The 15,514-nt window shown below is 67.7% G+C and carries 17 protein-coding genes; 8 read left to right on the forward strand and 9 right to left on the reverse strand.

Features of this window, described 5'->3' with window-relative positions; translation table 11 throughout:
* Positions 1-89: 89 nt before the first annotated feature.
* Together DFJ65_RS07810 and DFJ65_RS07815 are read right to left on the reverse strand one after the other, a co-directional pair.
* On the reverse strand, positions 90-647 hold the full coding sequence (locus DFJ65_RS07810; RefSeq protein ID WP_147301352.1) for a TY-Chap domain-containing protein: 558 nt from the start codon (positions 645-647) through the stop codon (positions 90-92).
* A complete protein-coding gene (locus DFJ65_RS07815) occupies positions 644-1,156 on the reverse strand; it encodes a DUF6301 family protein (protein ID WP_115922543.1) in 513 nt (170 codons plus the stop codon). Before DFJ65_RS07815 ends, DFJ65_RS07810 begins: the two co-directional genes overlap by 4 nt.
* A gap of 299 nt (positions 1,157-1,455) precedes the next feature.
* On the opposite strand from DFJ65_RS07815, the gene DFJ65_RS07825 reads away from it, so the two are divergent.
* Positions 1,456-2,229 (forward strand): RDD family protein, encoded by a 774-nt coding sequence (locus tag DFJ65_RS07825; RefSeq protein ID WP_115924184.1) that lies wholly within the window; start codon positions 1,456-1,458, stop codon positions 2,227-2,229.
* Positions 2,230-2,289: 60 nt separating this feature from the next.
* Here the strand turns inward: DFJ65_RS07825 and fahA are convergent, their stop codons facing one another.
* Both fahA and DFJ65_RS18040 read right to left on the reverse strand, forming a co-directional pair.
* Positions 2,290-3,495 carry a fumarylacetoacetase gene (gene fahA, locus DFJ65_RS07830; RefSeq protein WP_245950096.1) on the reverse strand — a complete coding sequence of 402 codons (1,206 nt, stop codon included), beginning with the start codon at positions 3,493-3,495 and terminating at the stop codon, positions 2,290-2,292.
* Entirely contained in the window at positions 3,492-3,725 is a 234-nt protein-coding gene (locus tag DFJ65_RS18040) for a hypothetical protein (RefSeq protein ID WP_245950098.1), read from the reverse strand. Before DFJ65_RS18040 ends, fahA begins: the two co-directional genes overlap by 4 nt.
* A gap of 71 nt (positions 3,726-3,796) precedes the next feature.
* Between DFJ65_RS18040 and DFJ65_RS07835 the strand changes: the two genes are divergently transcribed.
* Together DFJ65_RS07835 and DFJ65_RS07840 are read left to right on the forward strand one after the other, a co-directional pair.
* Positions 3,797-5,017: a homogentisate 1,2-dioxygenase gene (locus tag DFJ65_RS07835; protein ID WP_115922546.1), complete on the forward strand. Its 1,221-nt coding sequence runs from the start codon at positions 3,797-3,799 to the stop codon at positions 5,015-5,017.
* Between the two features lie 131 nt (positions 5,018-5,148).
* Positions 5,149-6,966, forward strand: a complete 1,818-nt coding sequence (locus DFJ65_RS07840) for a bifunctional metallophosphatase/5'-nucleotidase (RefSeq protein WP_115922547.1) — start codon at positions 5,149-5,151, stop codon at positions 6,964-6,966.
* A 108-nt stretch (positions 6,967-7,074) separates the two neighbouring features.
* Here the strand turns inward: DFJ65_RS07840 and DFJ65_RS07845 are convergent, their stop codons facing one another.
* Together DFJ65_RS07845 and DFJ65_RS07850 are read right to left on the reverse strand one after the other, a co-directional pair.
* On the reverse strand, positions 7,075-7,659 hold the full coding sequence (locus tag DFJ65_RS07845; protein WP_115922548.1) for an isochorismatase family protein: 585 nt from the start codon (positions 7,657-7,659) through the stop codon (positions 7,075-7,077).
* Positions 7,656-8,240 (reverse strand): TetR/AcrR family transcriptional regulator, encoded by a 585-nt coding sequence (locus DFJ65_RS07850; RefSeq protein ID WP_115922549.1) that lies wholly within the window; start codon positions 8,238-8,240, stop codon positions 7,656-7,658. Before DFJ65_RS07850 ends, DFJ65_RS07845 begins: the two co-directional genes overlap by 4 nt.
* A 66-nt stretch (positions 8,241-8,306) precedes the next feature.
* On the opposite strand from DFJ65_RS07850, the gene DFJ65_RS07855 reads away from it, so the two are divergent.
* Together DFJ65_RS07855 and DFJ65_RS07860 are read left to right on the forward strand one after the other, a co-directional pair.
* Positions 8,307-8,846, forward strand: coding sequence for a hypothetical protein (locus tag DFJ65_RS07855; RefSeq protein WP_115922550.1), 540 nt, complete (start codon positions 8,307-8,309; stop codon positions 8,844-8,846).
* 330 nt (positions 8,847-9,176) lie between these two features.
* Complete coding sequence (locus tag DFJ65_RS07860) at positions 9,177-11,195, forward strand: HNH endonuclease signature motif containing protein (RefSeq protein ID WP_115922551.1); 2,019 nt, start codon at positions 9,177-9,179, stop codon at positions 11,193-11,195.
* 57 nt (positions 11,196-11,252) lie between these two features.
* Here DFJ65_RS07860 and DFJ65_RS07865 read toward each other — a convergent pair whose 3' ends face one another.
* Genes DFJ65_RS07865 through DFJ65_RS07875 form a run of 3 tightly spaced genes read right to left on the reverse strand, consistent with a single transcriptional unit; the run spans position 11,253 to position 14,070 of the window.
* Positions 11,253-12,143 (reverse strand): DUF2797 domain-containing protein, encoded by an 891-nt coding sequence (locus tag DFJ65_RS07865; protein WP_115922552.1) that lies wholly within the window; start codon positions 12,141-12,143, stop codon positions 11,253-11,255.
* Positions 12,133-12,687 carry a GNAT family N-acetyltransferase gene (locus DFJ65_RS07870; protein WP_115922553.1) on the reverse strand — a complete coding sequence of 185 codons (555 nt, stop codon included), beginning with the start codon at positions 12,685-12,687 and terminating at the stop codon, positions 12,133-12,135. The genes DFJ65_RS07865 and DFJ65_RS07870 overlap by 11 nt, the downstream gene beginning before the upstream one ends.
* Positions 12,688-12,741: 54 nt before the next feature.
* Positions 12,742-14,070, reverse strand: coding sequence for a nicotinate phosphoribosyltransferase (locus DFJ65_RS07875; protein WP_211308393.1), 1,329 nt, complete (start codon positions 14,068-14,070; stop codon positions 12,742-12,744).
* A 24-nt stretch (positions 14,071-14,094) separates the two neighbouring features.
* Here DFJ65_RS07875 and clpS point away from each other — a divergent pair, with 24 nt between their 5' ends.
* Genes clpS through DFJ65_RS07890 form a run of 3 tightly spaced genes read left to right on the forward strand, consistent with a single transcriptional unit; the run spans position 14,095 to position 15,511 of the window.
* Positions 14,095-14,388, forward strand: coding sequence for an ATP-dependent Clp protease adapter ClpS (gene clpS / locus DFJ65_RS17775; RefSeq protein ID WP_425452970.1), 294 nt, complete (start codon positions 14,095-14,097; stop codon positions 14,386-14,388).
* A complete protein-coding gene (locus DFJ65_RS07885; RefSeq protein WP_115922555.1) occupies positions 14,388-14,972 on the forward strand; it encodes a DUF2017 family protein in 585 nt (194 codons plus the stop codon). Before clpS ends, DFJ65_RS07885 begins: the two co-directional genes overlap by 1 nt.
* A 47-nt stretch (positions 14,973-15,019) precedes the next feature.
* The gene (locus tag DFJ65_RS07890) at positions 15,020-15,511 is read left to right on the forward strand and encodes a PaaI family thioesterase (protein WP_115924186.1); all 492 of its coding nucleotides are present in this window, start codon (positions 15,020-15,022) and stop codon (positions 15,509-15,511) included.
* Positions 15,512-15,514 lie beyond the last annotated feature (3 nt).

A 15,514-nucleotide genomic window follows, 5' to 3' on the forward strand; every position in this document is an offset into this window, starting at 1 on the left:
AGCCTGGGACGTGCGCCTTGCGCCGACGTTCATCAACGAGGCGGGGTGGTCAGTCCGCTACAAGAGCGACCTCGGTCGGCGCAGGTGGGTCATTGGCGTGCCAGGCCGAGGCCCGGCAACGGGAGCGGGTTCTGTCCCGGATCGAGGGGTTCTGCGAAAAAGGCAAACTCGTCGGTGTCGTCGTCCGCCCACAGCGCGCGAGGCGGTTCGGGGCCCCGCCATGCCTTGTAGGTGAGGCTGTCAGGGGTGGCGACGCCGTACACGTCGCGGAGGGCGATCACGCACATGTCCGCGATCTGTCCCGACTGTGCGAGGGTCGCGGGCAGTTGTAGTGACGTCGTCCAGTTCCGGTCGAGCGGTGTGTAGGGGGTCCATCCGAGTTCGACGAGGCGCAGTTCACCGGCGGGGTCGGCCGGGCGCTTGAGCGCCGTGCTGGTGTTGGCGACGCACTCGGCGGACACGGTGTCGGTGTCGGCCGCGAATTGCACGTATACCCCGGAGGATGATTCCTCGATGATGAGGAACACGCGGTCCTCCAGATCCCGAATCGTCCGGCCGAGGCGGGTGGTGAATTCGGTCCAGTCCATGCGCTGAGGCTTTCTCCACGGTTGTCTGTCTGGGGTGCGGCCGCCGGAGGCGATCGTCACCAGTCGTTCATGACCTTGAGCGCCGTGAGGTCGTTCGGCGTGACGTACGTGGCGACCACGGCGGTGGTGTGGTGGATGCGGATGCCTCCACGCTCGCCGAGATCCCACCGGGCGGCAGGAACTGCGCCGCGGTTCATTGCAGGTTTACCCCACCGTGAGCGACCCCCGGCGACGTACTCGCTGAAGGCATCCTTGAGAGCATCCATGGCCTCCCCGTCATCCTGCTCGACGTCGCCGGTCAACGAGAAGGAGAAGGCAGTGACCTCGCTGTCCCGTTTGGAGAGCCCGAGGACCGTCTGGAAGGGGACGTCGTTGCAACGGGCATAAATCCACTCTCCCTCGATGGTCCAACCGAGCGCCGAGGCCATCTCCCCGGCCGCTTCTTCGCTCATCGGCCACGGCGCAGCCAGCCAGAAGTCGAGTTGGTCGAGTGCCTGGTCGACGGGGACGTTGGTCACGGAGCTCATCGGATCCTTCCGGTTGCAGGTCTGGAAGCTTGATGCGGTCACGCTGCAAGATCATCTCGGTCACCCGCGAACGCACGGTGACGTGGCTTTTTGCCGAGGCGATCTGCCTGGCTTGCACGAGGTCATACCGAACCTCAATGCTGCCATCCGGATGGCAGCTGAGATCGGGGAGTCGGGGCTTCATCGAGGCTGCACAGTGGTCGACCGTCCTCACCTTGCTGCGACAGCACGACGAGATCGAGCTGGCCGCCGGACGGTCGACGCCCGCGTAGGTCGTCAGTCGGGCGCTCGCACGTGGGTCGGTCACCGGAGCAGCGATCGCGGCTTGCGACAATGCGTCCATGAGTGAACAGGCGTCGGGCTGGTACCCGGACCCGAACGACCCCGACACCCTCCGGTACTGGGACGGCATCCTGTGGACCGACCGCACGATGCCGCGGATCAAGCCCGGCTTGGAACAGTCGACGCTCGGGGCGCCGCCGCAGCCGCCGGTGCAGCACCAGTACCCGCAGAACATGCCCTACCCGGGACACCACCCGGCCGTCCAGACCCGGCTGATGATCGCGGTCACCCCCGACGGGCAGCAGTTGTCCGGGTGGTGGCGCCGGGCGGCGGCGTTCGTCATCGACAACCTGATCACCTTCGCGATCGCCGTCCCGTTGGCCTGGACGTGGCTGTCGCCGTGGGTCGAGACCTACCGCGACTTCATCTCCGACACCCTCGACGCCAGCCGCACCGGTGGCAGCACGCCGGAGGTGCCGTCGGCCCTGTTCGACTTCCCGTGGCAGTTCGGTGCGGTGCTCGTCGCGGTCTACTTCGTCTACGAAGTGGCGCTGACCACCTGGCGCGGGCAGACCGTCGGCAAGATGATCACCGGCATCAAGGTGCGGCGCGAGTCCGACGAACGTCCGCCCACGCTGGTCGCCGCGATCTATCGGTTCGTGGTCAAGCAGGTGAGTTCGATCTTCGGGATGATCCCGCTGGTCAGCCTGCTCGTGGGGGTCTTCCAGATCGTCGACTACCTGCGTCCGCTCAGCGACCGGATGAAGCAGTCGTTCCACGACAGTTGGTCGCAGACGTACGTCGTGCGCAGCACGAAGAAGCCGCGCAGGTAGCGGGTCCTGTTCGGGCGGGCTCGTACGGGCCGTCGCGTGCGGCCGGTCAGGTGTGGGCGGTCAGGTGCGGGCGGGCAGGATCCGCCCGGTCACCTCACCGAGTCCGATCCGCCCGCCGTCCGTGCCCGGTGCGGTGGCGCGCAGGGTCACGACGTCGCCGTCCTCCAGGAACGACCGGGTCGAACCGTCGGCGAGTTGCAGGGGTTCCTTGCCGCTCCAGGTGAGTTCGAGCAGGCTGCCGCGCTGGTCGGCCTCGGTGCCTGACACGGTGCCCGATGCGAACAGGTCGCCGGTGCGCAGACAAGCGCCGTTGACGGTGAGATGGGCGAGCATCTGGGTGGGCGACCAGTACGTCGTCGAGTAGGGCGGGCGACTGATGACGGTGCCGCCCAGCTCGACCTCGATGTCGATGTCGAGCCCGAACCGATCCTCGCCCCGCAGGTAGGGGAGTGGTTGCGGATCCTGCTGCGGGGCAGCGGTTCTCGCGGCGCTGAGGGCGTCCATCGGGGTGATCCATGCCGCCAGCGACGACGCGAACGACTTGCCGAGGAACGGCCCGAGCGGCACGTACTCCCAGGCTTGAATGTCGCGTGCCGACCAGTCGTTGAACAGCCCCACGCCGAACAGGTGATCGGCGGCCTCGTCGACGCCGACCCGCGTGCCGATCGCGGTGTCGCCGCCGACGACGAAGCCGAGTTCGGCCTCGATGTCGAGTCGGATGCTGGGGCCGAAGGTCGGTTCGGCGTCGGTGGGCGCCTTGCGCTGGCCGCACGGTCGGACGATGTCCGTGCCGGAGACGACGACCGTGCCCGCACGGCCGTGATAGCCGATCGGGAGGTGCTTCCAGTTGGGGGTGAGCGCGGCGCCGTCCGGTCGGAAGATCCTGCCGACGTTCGTCGCGTGCTGCTCGCTGGCGTAGAAGTCGACGTAGTCGGCCACCGCGATCGGCAGATGCAGGGTGACTTCGGTGAGCGGGTGCAGCCGGGCCGCGACCACCTCGGCTCGGGACTCGTCGCGCAGTGTGTCCCGCAGCCACGCGCGGGCGGCCCTCCACGACGGGCGTCCTTGGGCGACAAAGGAGTTCAGCGTCGACTGCGACCAGGCATCGATCCACGCATCGCCTCCCGCATCGGCCGCGAGCCCGGCGAGATCGATCGCGTGGTCACGCAGGCGCGCCACGACGTGCGGGGCGTGGCCGGGTTTCGACGCGATGCCGTACGGCAGGTTGTCGAGCCCGAAGAGTTCGGTCGTCGGCAGGGTGGTCACTGATGCTCCTCGGGGGTTGGGTCGATGAGGCCGAGCGTGCGTAACTCGGCGATGGGTTCGTCGACGTCGCAACAGCCGTAACCGCCGGGGCGGCGTTCGTCGAGGACGGTGCTCGCGTCGTCGGTGGAGGTCATCAGGGCGTCGATCGCGGCGAGCACGTTGCGAAGAGGGTCGGCACAGCCACTGCAGGCGGTTGCGGGCGCATGGGCGAGCGCATTGACATGGGTCACACCCTAGCCGCATGCTTGTAACGATAAACAAGTATTAGCGTCCGATAATCGGATGCACGAAGGATGTGGCCATGGCCTTCTACCGAGCACAGGGATCGGTGCCGCCGAAGCGGCACACCCAGCACCGGGGCGACGACGGCGGGCTCTTCTACGAGGAGCTGATGGGGGAGGAAGGCTTCTCGTCAGACTCCTCGCTGCTCTACCACCGCTTCATCCCGTCAGCGATCAGTGATGCGCGTGAATGGCCACTCGACCTGCGCACGACACCCAACCATCCGTTGTTGCCGCGGCATCTGAAGCTGCACGACCTGTTCGATGCCGACAGCCATGGTGTCGACGTCGTGACCGGACGTCGGCTGGTGCTCGGCAACGGCGACGTGCGTATCTCCTATGTCGTCGCCGACGCGCCGAGTCCGTGGTATCGCAACGGAATTGGCGATGAGTGCATCTACGTCGAGCGCGGCGGTGCCCGGGTCGAGACGGTGTTTGGGATGTTCGTCGTGGGAGAGGGTGACTACCTGGTGATCCCGCGGGCCACCACCCATCGATGGCTGCCGTTGGTGGCCGGCGACGAAGGCTTCGCCGAACCGCTGCGTGCGTATGCGATCGAAGCCAACTCCCACATCGCACCGCCGAAGCGCTACCTGTCGAAGTTCGGGCAGTTGCTGGAGCACGCGCCGTACTGCGAGCGCGACCTGCGCGGGCCGGAGGGCCCGCTGCTCGCCGAGGACATCGGGGCCGATCCCGAGGCGGCCACGGAGGTCTACATCAAGCACCGGACGTCGACCGGCATCGTCGGCACGGTCTACACCTACCCGTACCACCCGCTGGAGGTCGTCGGCTGGGACGGCTGTCTCTACCCATACGCCTTCAACGTCGCCGACTTCGAGCCGATCACCGGACGCGTGCACCAGCCGCCGCCGGTGCACCAGGTGTTCGAGGGCTACAACTTCGTCATCTGCAACTTCGTGCCGCGCAAGGTCGACTATCACCCGCTGTCGATCCCGGTGCCCTACTACCACTCGAACGTCGACAGCGACGAGGTGATGTTCTACGTCGACGGCGACTACGAGGCGCGCAAAGGTTCGGGCATCGGCAAGGGGTCGATCTCGCTGCACCCCGGCGGTCACGCGCACGGTCCGCAACCCGGGGCGACCGAGGCGTCGATCGGGGTCGAGCGGTTCGACGAACTGGCGGTCATGGTCGACACCTTCCGCCCGCTCGAACTCGGCGAAGCGGGCACGGCCGTCGACGACGGCAAGTACGCCTGGAGCTGGGTCGGTGGCCGGTGACGTTCGCGCGATATTCAGGTGAACGATGCGATTGGGTGCCTCCCAACGGCATGTCGGCGCGCTGAGAGGTCTAGCGTCACCGCGGGGCCGGATCAGGCGCCCCGCACGACGCGAACCACACCGGGAGAGTCATGTCCGTTGACCTCACTGCAAGCCGCCGTCAGATGCTGGGGATGGCGGTGATCGGAGGGGCCGGACTGTTCGCGGCGAAGGTGCCTGCCGCACAAGCCGATCCGGCGGGCGTTCGGCTCACCGTGCTCGGCACCACCGACCTGCACGGCAACGTTCTCAATTGGGACTACTTCAAGAACGCCGAGTACAACGACGCCGCGAGCAACGACATCGGCGTCGCCAAGTGCGCCACGCTGATCAAGGCGATGCGCGCCGAGCGGGGCGCCGACTCGTGTGTGACGCTCGATGCCGGCGACACCATCCAGGGCACCCCGCTGGCGTACTACTACGCGAAGATCGACCCGATCACCAAGGGATCGACCCACCCGATGGCCACCGCGATGAACGCGATCGGCTACGACGCGGCCGCAATGGGCAACCACGAGTTCAACTACGGCCTCGACACCCTCGACACCTTCCGCCGCCAGCTGCGCTTCCCGCTGCTGTGCGCGAACGCGCTCGACTGGAACACGGGCCGATCGGTCTACCCGACCTACATCATCAAGACGGTCAACCTGAAGGGGAGCAAGCCGATCAAGGTCGGCATCGTCGGTCTGGTCACCCCGGGTGTCTCGATCTGGGACAAGGCCAATGTCGAAGGCAAGGTGAAGTTCAACGGCATCGTCGAGCAGGCGAAGATCGTCGTGCCGCAGGTGAAGAAGGCCGGCGCCGACGTCGTCATCGTGTCGGCCCACTCCGGTGCCGACGGTTCGTCGTCGTGGGGCGACGCGATTCCGTTCGTCGAGAACGCCGCCACCCAGCTGGCCGAGGAGGTCGCCGACATCGACGCGATCCTGGTCGGTCACGCGCACAAGGAGATCCCGCAGCGCTATGTCGTCAACAAGGCGACCGGCAAGCAGGTGCTGCTCTCGGAGCCGCTGTACTGGGGCATGCGGGTCACCGTCATGGACCTCGACCTCACCAAGGTGCGCGGTCAGTGGGAGGTCGCTTCGGCGTCCGCAACCTTGTTGAACGCCAACACCGTTCCCGAGGACAAGCAGGTCGCCGACCTCGTCCGCCCGGCGCACCAGAAGGTGCTCGAGTACGTCAACGGCGTCATCGGCACCTGCAAGCAGGAGATGACCGGCGCGACCGCGTGCTGGGAGGACTCCGCCGCGGTCGACCTCATCAACTACGTGCAGGCCCAGGCGGTCAAGGCCGGCCTCGTCGGCACCGCCGAGGAGAACACCCCGGTGCTCTCGATCGCGGCACCGTTCAGCCGCACGGCGCGCATCCCCGCAGGTGACGTCACGGTGCGCGACGTGGCCGGGTTGTACGTCTTCGACAACACGCTGCTCGGCATCAAGTTCACCGGCAAGCAGGTGAAGGCCTACCTGGAGAAGTCGGTCGAGTACTTCCGGCAGGTCAGCAGCGCCGGCCCGGTGCCGTCGGCGCAGGTCACCAACGCGGTGACCCCGGCGGCCCCGAGCGGCACGCCCGACTACAACTACGACGTCATGGGCGGGCTCGACAAGCCGCTCACCTACGACATCGACCTGTCGGTGCCGGCCGGCAACCGCATCCGCAACCTGTCGTACGGCGGCACCCCGGTCGCGGACGGCGACAGCTACGTGATCGCGATCAACAACTACCGCCAGTCCGGTGGCGGCGGCTTCCCGGATGTCACCACCGCACCGGTCGTCTACAACCGCCAGAACGAGATCCGTCAGCTGATCATCGACTGGGTGGCCGCGAACAAGGTGATCGACCCGGCCACCTTCCACGCCGTCGACTGGAAGCTGACCTACGGCACCGCGCCGCTGGTCGTCACCCCCTGACGAGCGCCCTCAGCAACACCGCACCACCCGCAAACGCTGCACTTCCCGCCAGACGCCGCTGTTGCAACAGCAGCGTCTGCAGGGGAGTGCAGCGTTTGCGGTTGGGGGTCAGGCTTCGACGACGGGTTCGCCGGTGAGGCCGACGCCCGCCTCGCGCAGTTCGGTGAGGGCGGACGCGGTGGTCTCGGCGGAGACCCCGGCGGTGAGTTGCAACAGCACGGACGTCTCGAACCCGGCGCGGTTGGCATCGAGGGCGGTCGCCTTCACGCAGAAGTCGGTGGCGATGCCGACGACGTCGACGGTGTCGACCTCGTTGTCGCGCAGCCAGCTCTCCAGGCTTGCGCCGTGCTCGTCGTGGCCTTCGAAGCCGCTGTAGGCGGCTTCGTGCTCACCCTTGCGGAAGATTCGGTCGGTCAGCGAGATGGCCGGCCCGACCTCCGGGCGGAAGCTGGCTCCGTCGGTGCCGACCTTGCAATGCACCGGCCAGCTGTGGTTGAAATCGGGTTCGTCCGACCAGTGGTCGCCCGGGTCGACGTGCCAGTCGGCCGTCGCGACGATCGTGCGGTAGTCCTCGCCCTGGCTCGTCACGTAATGGGCGATCTGCTCGGCCACCTTCGTGCCGCCGGCGACCGCCAGCGAGCCACCCTCGCAGAAGTCGTTCTGAACGTCGACGATGATCAGTGCGCGCGTCATGGACTCAGCGTAATGCCCGCGATCGCGGGGATCTCGGCTCGCAGGCTGCGCTTGGCTGCCGCTCGGGAGACGACGTCGGGGTAGAGCGCGAGGTGCATCGAGATGCCGTCGACGAACGCGTGCAGGCGTCGCACCTGATCGGGGGTCGGACGGCGTACCCCGTGTTCCCTGAGCACGTGTCGACACACGTTGCGGATCGCGGCATGGGCTTCGGCCGAGATCTCGGCGAGCGCGGGCTCGGTGAGACCGCCCACCACCAGCGCGAGCCAGACGTCGAAGTCGGCCTGTCGTCGAGCGTCGAGCGGCACGAGTTCCTCGAGCAGCACGACCGAGTCGGTGCCGGTGGCCTCCGGTGCCAGCGCGGCCATCTGTGCGGTCAGCCGCTCGGTGAGGTCTTGTGCGACGAACCGCAGCAACCCGGTCTGGGTGTCGAAGTAGTGCCGCATGGCTCCGGGGGAGATGCCGGCCTCTGCGGCGACCGCGCGCACCGAGGCACCCGCCACCCCGTCGCGACGGACGACGGTGGCGAAGGCGTCGGCGATCAGCCGGCGGCGTTCCTCGTGGTCGACGATCTTCGGCATGGAGCGATTATGACACGACTGTGCTATTTTAGTTTTACAACACAGTCGTACGGAAAAGGTTTGGTCATGCTCTACGCGGTCATCGTCGGGTCCGAGGTGATGTTCTGGGTGTTCCTGTTCGGCGGCCTGGCCGCGCGGTACTTGCTGCGCCGCAAGCGACTGAGTTCGGTGTTGCTGATCTGTGCGCCGCTGGTCGATCTCGTCACTCTCACGGCCGCCGTCATCGACCTGCGCGGCGGAGCGGCGCCCGGTCTCGCGCACGTGCTCGCTGCGATCTACATCGGCGTGTCCGTCGGCTTCGGGCATTCGATGGTGCACTGGGCCGACGTCCGGTTCGCGCACCGATTCGCCGACGGCCCTGCCCCTGCGCCGAAGCCGAGTTGGGGAGCGGCGCGCGTCGCGCACGAGCGTCGCGGCATCACGCGGCACCTCGTTGCCTGGGCGGTCGGCGGCGCGCTGTTGATCTGCGCGGGTGCGCTGGTCGGAACCTCTGCGGCCTGGGAGACCTTCGGCGGGACGGCCGCCGCGTGGACCCTGGTGCTTGTGATCGATGCGCTGTGGACCGCCGGCGAGATCGCGGCGGCTTCGAGGCGCAAGCCGGCTTAGCGTCGGGGCGTCCGTGCACCTCGTGTGGACGGCTGTCGAGGTGCGGCTGGTTGGGCCGGTCGCAGTGGTGGCGGAGGTCGAGTTGAACCGGGCGCACGATGCCGCCGAGCCCGACTGATTGAGGCCGTCTGGCCCCCTGTTGGTTGGACTCCTTCGGCGGTTCGCGGAGCGCATTGGTTGAGCTTCTCGGAGCGCCGGCGGTGCCCCTTGGTGGGCCGAATCGTGCGCCGGCGCAGATCAAGTCGAAATCCGCGAAAACCCTTGAGAAATCAACCAAATTCGCCTGTTGAAACCCTTCCCAAGTGGTTCGAACACGCGTATGATCAGTGCATGGAGGGGACACCAGAATTCGAGGCTCGACCGGGCGGTATCGACCCGGCCGAGTTGCTCGAATCTGTGATCTTCGAAGACGGGTTGGACGCAGCGATCGAGTTGGCGTCCCAGCCTCATTTGGTGCCGGGTGCGAACCCGGTGACGATCATGCTGATCATCTCCAAGATCCTCAGCGCCCACGCCTACGAACTGCTGGGGCAGGACGACCCGTTCACGGTCGACGAACCCGACGCGCTGCTCGGGTACGACCTGTTCCCCGAGACCACAGCCCCGGCTGTCCCGGCGGGATCGGCCCCGTTTACGGCTGCTGCGGGTGCTGTGGGTGGCGGGTCGGCCGGCGACTCGCTGGACACCGACCTGGACCTCGACCTCGACCTCGACCTGGGAGCGGAGCTGGGAACGGACCTCGATTCGGACGCTGGTCTGGATGAGGTGGTGGTGGCGGAGTCGCGGGTGTTCGATCGGATGACGTTGTTCGAGGACGCGACCCGGTTCGCGCATCAAGCAGCGCAGTCGATGGAAGCGGTGCGGGCTCGTTCGATCGCGGAGTTCGCTCGGTGGGAGCACCCGGACGGTCCGCAGGGCACGAGGAAGACGCCGTGGGTGCGGCACGGTCAGGGGTTCACGAGCATGTACTCCGCCGACACCGTGGCCGCGGAGTTGGGGTTGGGGATCCAGGCCGGGATCGGCCTGGTGCAACGCTCCGCCCGGATGGTGACCCGCACTCCGAACCTGTTGCGGGAAGTCGCCGCGGGCCGCGCGAACTTGGACACTGCCGCGGATATTGCGACGGAGTTGCAGGACGCCTCCCCTGATGTGTGCGAAACCGTTGAAGCGGAGATCCTCGGCCGGGGAGTCCACCAGACAACCAGGGGTCAGGCACGCAAATCGTGCCGGACGTTGGTGGGGAAGCATCAACCCTCCGCGGCGCGGGAAACGGCACGGAAGACGAGGGCGCAGCAGTGTGGGGTGTTCCAGGACCCGCACCCCACACCGGGGTTGTCGATGCTGACGATCATCGGGGACAACGGGCAGGTCACCGCGGTGAAGGACGCGATCGACCAGTTGGCGTTCGCGATGAAACACGGCGACGAGTCCGACAAGACGTTGGGCGAGTACCGGGTCGATGCGTTCTTCGACCTCGCGATGCGCAACGTGACCCTGAACCTCGACATCCAAGTGCTCACCCCGACCTTCGGGACCGCCGGGAACACCTGGACCAAGCCCGCCAACAAGGCACCGACCCCCGCGGACACTGCCGGGAGTGCAGGCCAGGCGAGCAAGAGCAGGACCGCCGGCAACGACGGTGGCGGTACTGACGACAGTGGCCATGCCGACGACAGCAATACCGGCAATGACGACGGCGACCGTGCCGCCGACGGTGGCCGTGATGACGAGAGTGAAGAGGGTGACGCCGGTGGCGGGCCACCGTCCGGCCCCGGTCCCGACACAGGACCACCCAGCACTCCGCCGGCCGAGCCGACCAGTAAGCCCGAGAAACCGGCAGCCTTCGGTGGACGAAATCGTGACGGCCGCGACTTCGTGTCCGACATGCGTGACCGCGGCGCGACCAGCGTCCACGCCCGCGCCGGTGCGATCGACGCCGACAGCCTGGCCGACCTGGCCAGGTTCGCCGACAAGGTCACCGTGAGCAGCTTCGAGTTCGACCCCGTCTCCGGCGAACCCACCGCGAACATCATGGGCAGCGACAGCTACCGGCCACCACCCACGATGGCCAGGTACGTGAAAACGAGGGACCAACGGTGCCGGGCACCCGGCTGTGACCGTCCCGCGATCAAGAACGTCGACCTCGACCACGCCGTCGAGTGGCCCCAAGGGCCCACCGCAACAGTCAACCTCGAATGCCTGTGCCGACGTCACCACCGGATGAAGCAAACCCAGTGGCGAATCCGGTTGCACCCCAACGGGATCGTCGAGTGGACCTCACCCACCGGCCACACCTACCGCACCACGCCAGGACTCACCGAAACCTGGCACGACCTCCGCAGCGACTGAGTACGCGACTGACCGAACGATCCAGGAAACCATCAGCCAGCGATCGAGCAGCCCTACTCAGAACAACCCGAGCTGAGTGGGCACCGGCGCGGAGCGCACATCGCCCGGCCGAAGCCGATGACCGGCCAGTGATCCGAGGTCGGCGAGGAACAGCGCGTCGTCGTCGTTCACCGTCACGAGCGCGGTCGCACCCGCCATCGCGCGCACCGTCAGGCAGTGCTCACCCTCGGTGAGTGGATGTGGGTAGCGGCCCACGGAACTCGCGTCCAGCGCATGCAACAGGTCGGACTGCGCGGCCGGTGGCACCCACGACTCGCGGATGAGCTCGGCCTCGGGTTCGGTGGCCAGCGCATCGAGGGAATCACTCACGGTTTGCTCATGCAGCCCGAGCACCTCGACGCGCGACGTTGCCGTGAGCAGCGCGGCGACCTTGGAACTGCGGTTCTTGAACTGGGTGAGGCCGAGACGATCGGTCACCAGGTCTTCGAACCCGCGGGCGGCGCGGCCGTCCGACGCAGCCACGACGAAGGTCGCCGCGAGCGGCCCCTGCTCGTCGAGGCGCCCGACCTTCCGATGGTCGACGGCCGTGCCCACCTTGCTGACACCGTCGGCAAAGGTGGCCACGTAGACGAAGTGCGGCGAACGCAGATAGTCGTCGAGCGCAGCCGGCACGTAACCGCCTCGGTGCGCGTGGTGGGCGAACCGGAACTGGTCGTCGGCCGTGCACTCGGCACACTGGCGTCCGCGGGTCGCCGGGCGCCCACGCGGGCACGCACGGTGAGTCAACGACCCCGATGCATCGGCGACGCTCGCACCGGTGCATTCACGCTCGGGGTGTGCCTCGAAGGACAGCCGGCGACCGAGCAGGTCGAGGGCAGCCCGTCCGTCGAAACGCAGGACGGGATTTCGGTCGACCCAGGCCGGGCCGGTGCATAGATCAGCTGTCACGAACGATCGCCCACAACTGCATGTCGCGCCGGCGGCCACCGATTTCCTGGTGGCTGCGCAGCGTGCCTTCGAACTCGAACCCACCGGCCCGGGCCGTGCTGGCCGAGCCCGCGTTCCACGGCTCGATGTAGGCCTCGAGGCGGTGCAATCCGTCGATGGTCCAGGCGAATTCGACGAGAGCGGCCAGCGCGTCCGCGGTGTAACCGCGCCGTCGGAAACGCGGCGCTGTGGAGTAACCCACCGTTGCTCGTCCGTGCTCGATCGCGCCGATCCACAGGCCGATCTGCCCGACCCCCGCGTCGGTCGCCGCGTCGGCGATGCAGAACGACCATCCTGCGCCGCCGACCAGCCGGGAATGCTGCCGGTCGATGTACGCGAGTGCGTCTTGTGCGTCGGCGTTGCCGGGCAGGGTGCCGATGAGTGGCACGTGCGGGTCGGTCGACATGTCACGCAGCATCGGCACGTCGTCGGCGCGGAACGCGCGCAAGCGAACGCGTCCGTGCTCCGGGTCGGGCACGGGCATGACGAGCGGCAGCGGGAGCATCTGACGATGGTAGGGGCCGGGTGGCACCGGGCTCAGTGGTCGGGCGGGTCGAGGTCAGCCTTCGAAGATCGTCGGGATGACCGCTTCGCCGCGCGACATCTGCAACGCCTTCGCCGGCAGTTCGGCCCGAGACGCGGCGTGCCGGTCGCGGGCGTCGTCGAGCGTCGATTGGTCGACGCGTTCGCCGCCCTTCACCAGTTCGACCATCAGGTGGCGGTCGTTCGAGTCGCCCTGGGGCACCTCGCCGATGCCGATGATCTCGGCTTCCGCGAGACCCGACGCGCCCAGTCGGCGCATGGCGTACTTGCGGCCGCCCACCGACTTCTTGTCCTTGCTGGCCTTCGCGACGCCGACCATCGTGCCGTTGTCGTCCTCGCGCTGCACGAGCTTGTAGACCATGCCCGCGGTCGGGGCACCTGAACCGGTCACCAGCGAGGTGCCGACGCCGTAGACGTCGACGGGGCCGGCCTGCAGGGTCGAGATCGCGTACTCGTCGAGGTCGGAGGTCACGACGATCTTCGTCTCGGTCGCACCCAACGAGTCGAGCTGCTCGCGCACCTCGCGGGCCTGCACCAACAGGTCACCGGAGTCGAGGCGCACCGCGCCGAGCTCGGTGCCGGCGATCTCGACCGCGAGGTTCACCGCGTTGGTGACGTCGTAGGTGTCGACGAGCAGCGTCGTGCCCTTGCCCAGGCTGTCGACCTGTGCCTGGAACGCCTCGCGCTCGTCGTCGTGCACGAGGGTGAAGGCGTGCGCGGCGGTGCCTGCGGTCGGCACGCCGTAGCTGCGTCCGGCCTCGAGGTTGGACGTCGTGCCGAACCCGGCGATGTACGCCGCCCGTGCGGCGGCGACCGCCGACCACTCGTGCGTGCGCCGCGAGCCCATCTCGATGCAGGGGCGCCCGTCGGCGGCGGCGGTCATGCGCGAGGCCGCGGCGGCAATCGCGCTGTCGTGGTTGAGGATCGAGAGCACGAGGGTCTCGAGGATCACGCCTTCGGCGAAGCTCGACTCGACCACCAGGATGGGGGAGTTGGGGAAGAACATCTCGCCCTCGGCATAGCCCCAGATGTTGCCGGAGAATTGGTAGTCGGCCAGCCAGTCGAGGGTCGCCCGGTCGACCACCTTGGTCTTCTCCAGGTGGGCCAGCTCGGCCTCGTCGAACCGGAAGTTCGCGATCGCGTCGAGCACGCGCCCGGTGCCGGCGACGACGCCGTACCGGCGTCCCTCGGGCAGGCGGCGAGCGAACACCTCGAAGATGCTGCGGCGGTGCGCGGTGCCGCTCTTCAGCGTCGCCTGCAGCATCGTGAGCTCGTAGTGGTCGGTCAGCAATGCCGTGCTCGCCGCTGCAGCAGCGCGGTCGACGGCGTCCTTGTTCTCGGTCACGGCGCTCAGCCTAAGGTGGGAGCCGTGTCCGTGGCTCCCCCCGAGGTCGAGAAGGTCGTCGAAGAATCCTTCGACGTCGAGGTCGACAAACCCTGGGTGACGATCGTCTGGAACGACCCCGTCAACCTGATGTCCTACGTCTCCTGGGTGTTCCAGACCTACTTCGGCTACTCCAAGGAGAAGGCCGAACAGTTGATGATGGCCGTACACACCGAGGGCCGTGCCGTCGTCTCGCAGGGCACACGCGAACGCATGGAGACCGATACCGCTGCGATGCACGGCTATTCGCTGTGGGCGACCTTCCAGAAGGACGAGTGATGGCGCAGGCTTTCCAGCGCAAGCGCGACCGGCTGGTCGGGCGACTCGATCAGACCGAACGCTCGATCGTCATCGAACTCATGGCGCAGACCCGCGAGATGGTCGCCCCCGAACAGCAGGCGGCCACCGGCGACGCGTTCACCGACCTGATCAGCACCCTCGGTGACAGCTACGACCCGTCCGAGGTGGCCGAGCGCGACCCCGTCGTGCGTCGCCTGCTGCCCGACGGACACCGCGACGATCAGGAGGCCGCCGCCGAGTTCCGGGCCGCCACCGAGCGCACACTGCGCGAGCAGAAGACCCGCAAGCTGACCGCCGCGATCGACCTGCTGCTCGGGGTGCCCGACAACCAGGACAAGTTGTCGTTCGAGGTGCCCGACGCGATCACGTTGATGATGGCGCTGGCCGACGTGCGGCTCGCCCTGGGCGAGCGGCTCGAACTGCGCACCGACGAGGACAGCGAACAACTGCACGCCGACCTCGAGGCGATGACCGGTCCCGACCAGCAGCGGCTGGCGATCGGCCTCTACTACGACTTCCTCACCTGGCTGCAGGAATCGCTCGCGCTCGCCCTCACCGAGTGAGCACACCCAAGACGATCGCCGACCCACCCCAGCCGAAGGAGCACGCCGTGACCGAGTCCGAGTACTTCCAGGACAACTACCCCGACGAGACCAGCCACTGCTACGGCTGCGGACGGCTCAACACCGAGGGTCTGCATGTCCGATCCCGTTGGGACGGCGAGGAATCGGTCGCCGTGCACCACACCGACCCGAAGTACGTCGCGATCCCGGGCTTCGTCTACGGCGGACTCGTCGCCTCCCTCATCGACTGTCACGGCACCGGCACCGCCTCGGCGGCCGCCTACCGTGCGGCGGGCCGTCCGCTGGGCAGCGAACCGCCGCTGCGGTTCGTCACCGCGTCGCTGCACGTCGACTACCAGCGCCCCACGCCGATGGGTGTTCCGCTCGAACTGCGTGGCGTGCCGACCGAGGTGAAGGAGCGCAAGGTCGTGGTCGACATCACCCTCTCGGCCGACGGGCAGCAGTGCGCGAGTGGCACCGTCGTGGCCGTCCTGGCGCCCGATTCGATGTTCGCCGGGAGCACCGACACCGCTCAGTAGGAT

Source organism: Calidifontibacter indicus (assembly GCF_003386865.1).
GTDB classification, from domain to species: domain Bacteria; phylum Actinomycetota; class Actinomycetes; order Actinomycetales; family Dermatophilaceae; genus Yimella; species Yimella indica.

What these genes read in the sequence shown, in the direction of transcription:
- DFJ65_RS07840 (WP_115922547.1), top strand. Translation starts at nt 5,149, where the DNA reads ATGTCCGTTGACCTCACTGCAAGCCGCCGTCAGATGCTGGGGATGGCG.
- DFJ65_RS07870 (WP_115922553.1), bottom strand. Translation starts at nt 12,687, where the DNA reads ATGCTCCCGCTGCCGCTCGTCATGCCCGTGCCCGACCCGGAGCACGGA.
- DFJ65_RS07885 (WP_115922555.1), top strand. Translation starts at nt 14,388, where the DNA reads ATGGCGCAGGCTTTCCAGCGCAAGCGCGACCGGCTGGTCGGGCGACTC.
- DFJ65_RS07855 (WP_115922550.1), top strand. Translation starts at nt 8,307, where the DNA reads ATGCTCTACGCGGTCATCGTCGGGTCCGAGGTGATGTTCTGGGTGTTC.
- DFJ65_RS07825 (WP_115924184.1), top strand. Translation starts at nt 1,456, where the DNA reads ATGAGTGAACAGGCGTCGGGCTGGTACCCGGACCCGAACGACCCCGAC.
- DFJ65_RS07835 (WP_115922546.1), top strand. Translation starts at nt 3,797, where the DNA reads ATGGCCTTCTACCGAGCACAGGGATCGGTGCCGCCGAAGCGGCACACC.
- DFJ65_RS07860 (WP_115922551.1), top strand. Translation starts at nt 9,177, where the DNA reads ATGGAGGGGACACCAGAATTCGAGGCTCGACCGGGCGGTATCGACCCG.
- DFJ65_RS07845 (WP_115922548.1), bottom strand. Translation starts at nt 7,659, where the DNA reads ATGACGCGCGCACTGATCATCGTCGACGTTCAGAACGACTTCTGCGAG.
- DFJ65_RS07850 (WP_115922549.1), bottom strand. Translation starts at nt 8,240, where the DNA reads ATGCCGAAGATCGTCGACCACGAGGAACGCCGCCGGCTGATCGCCGAC.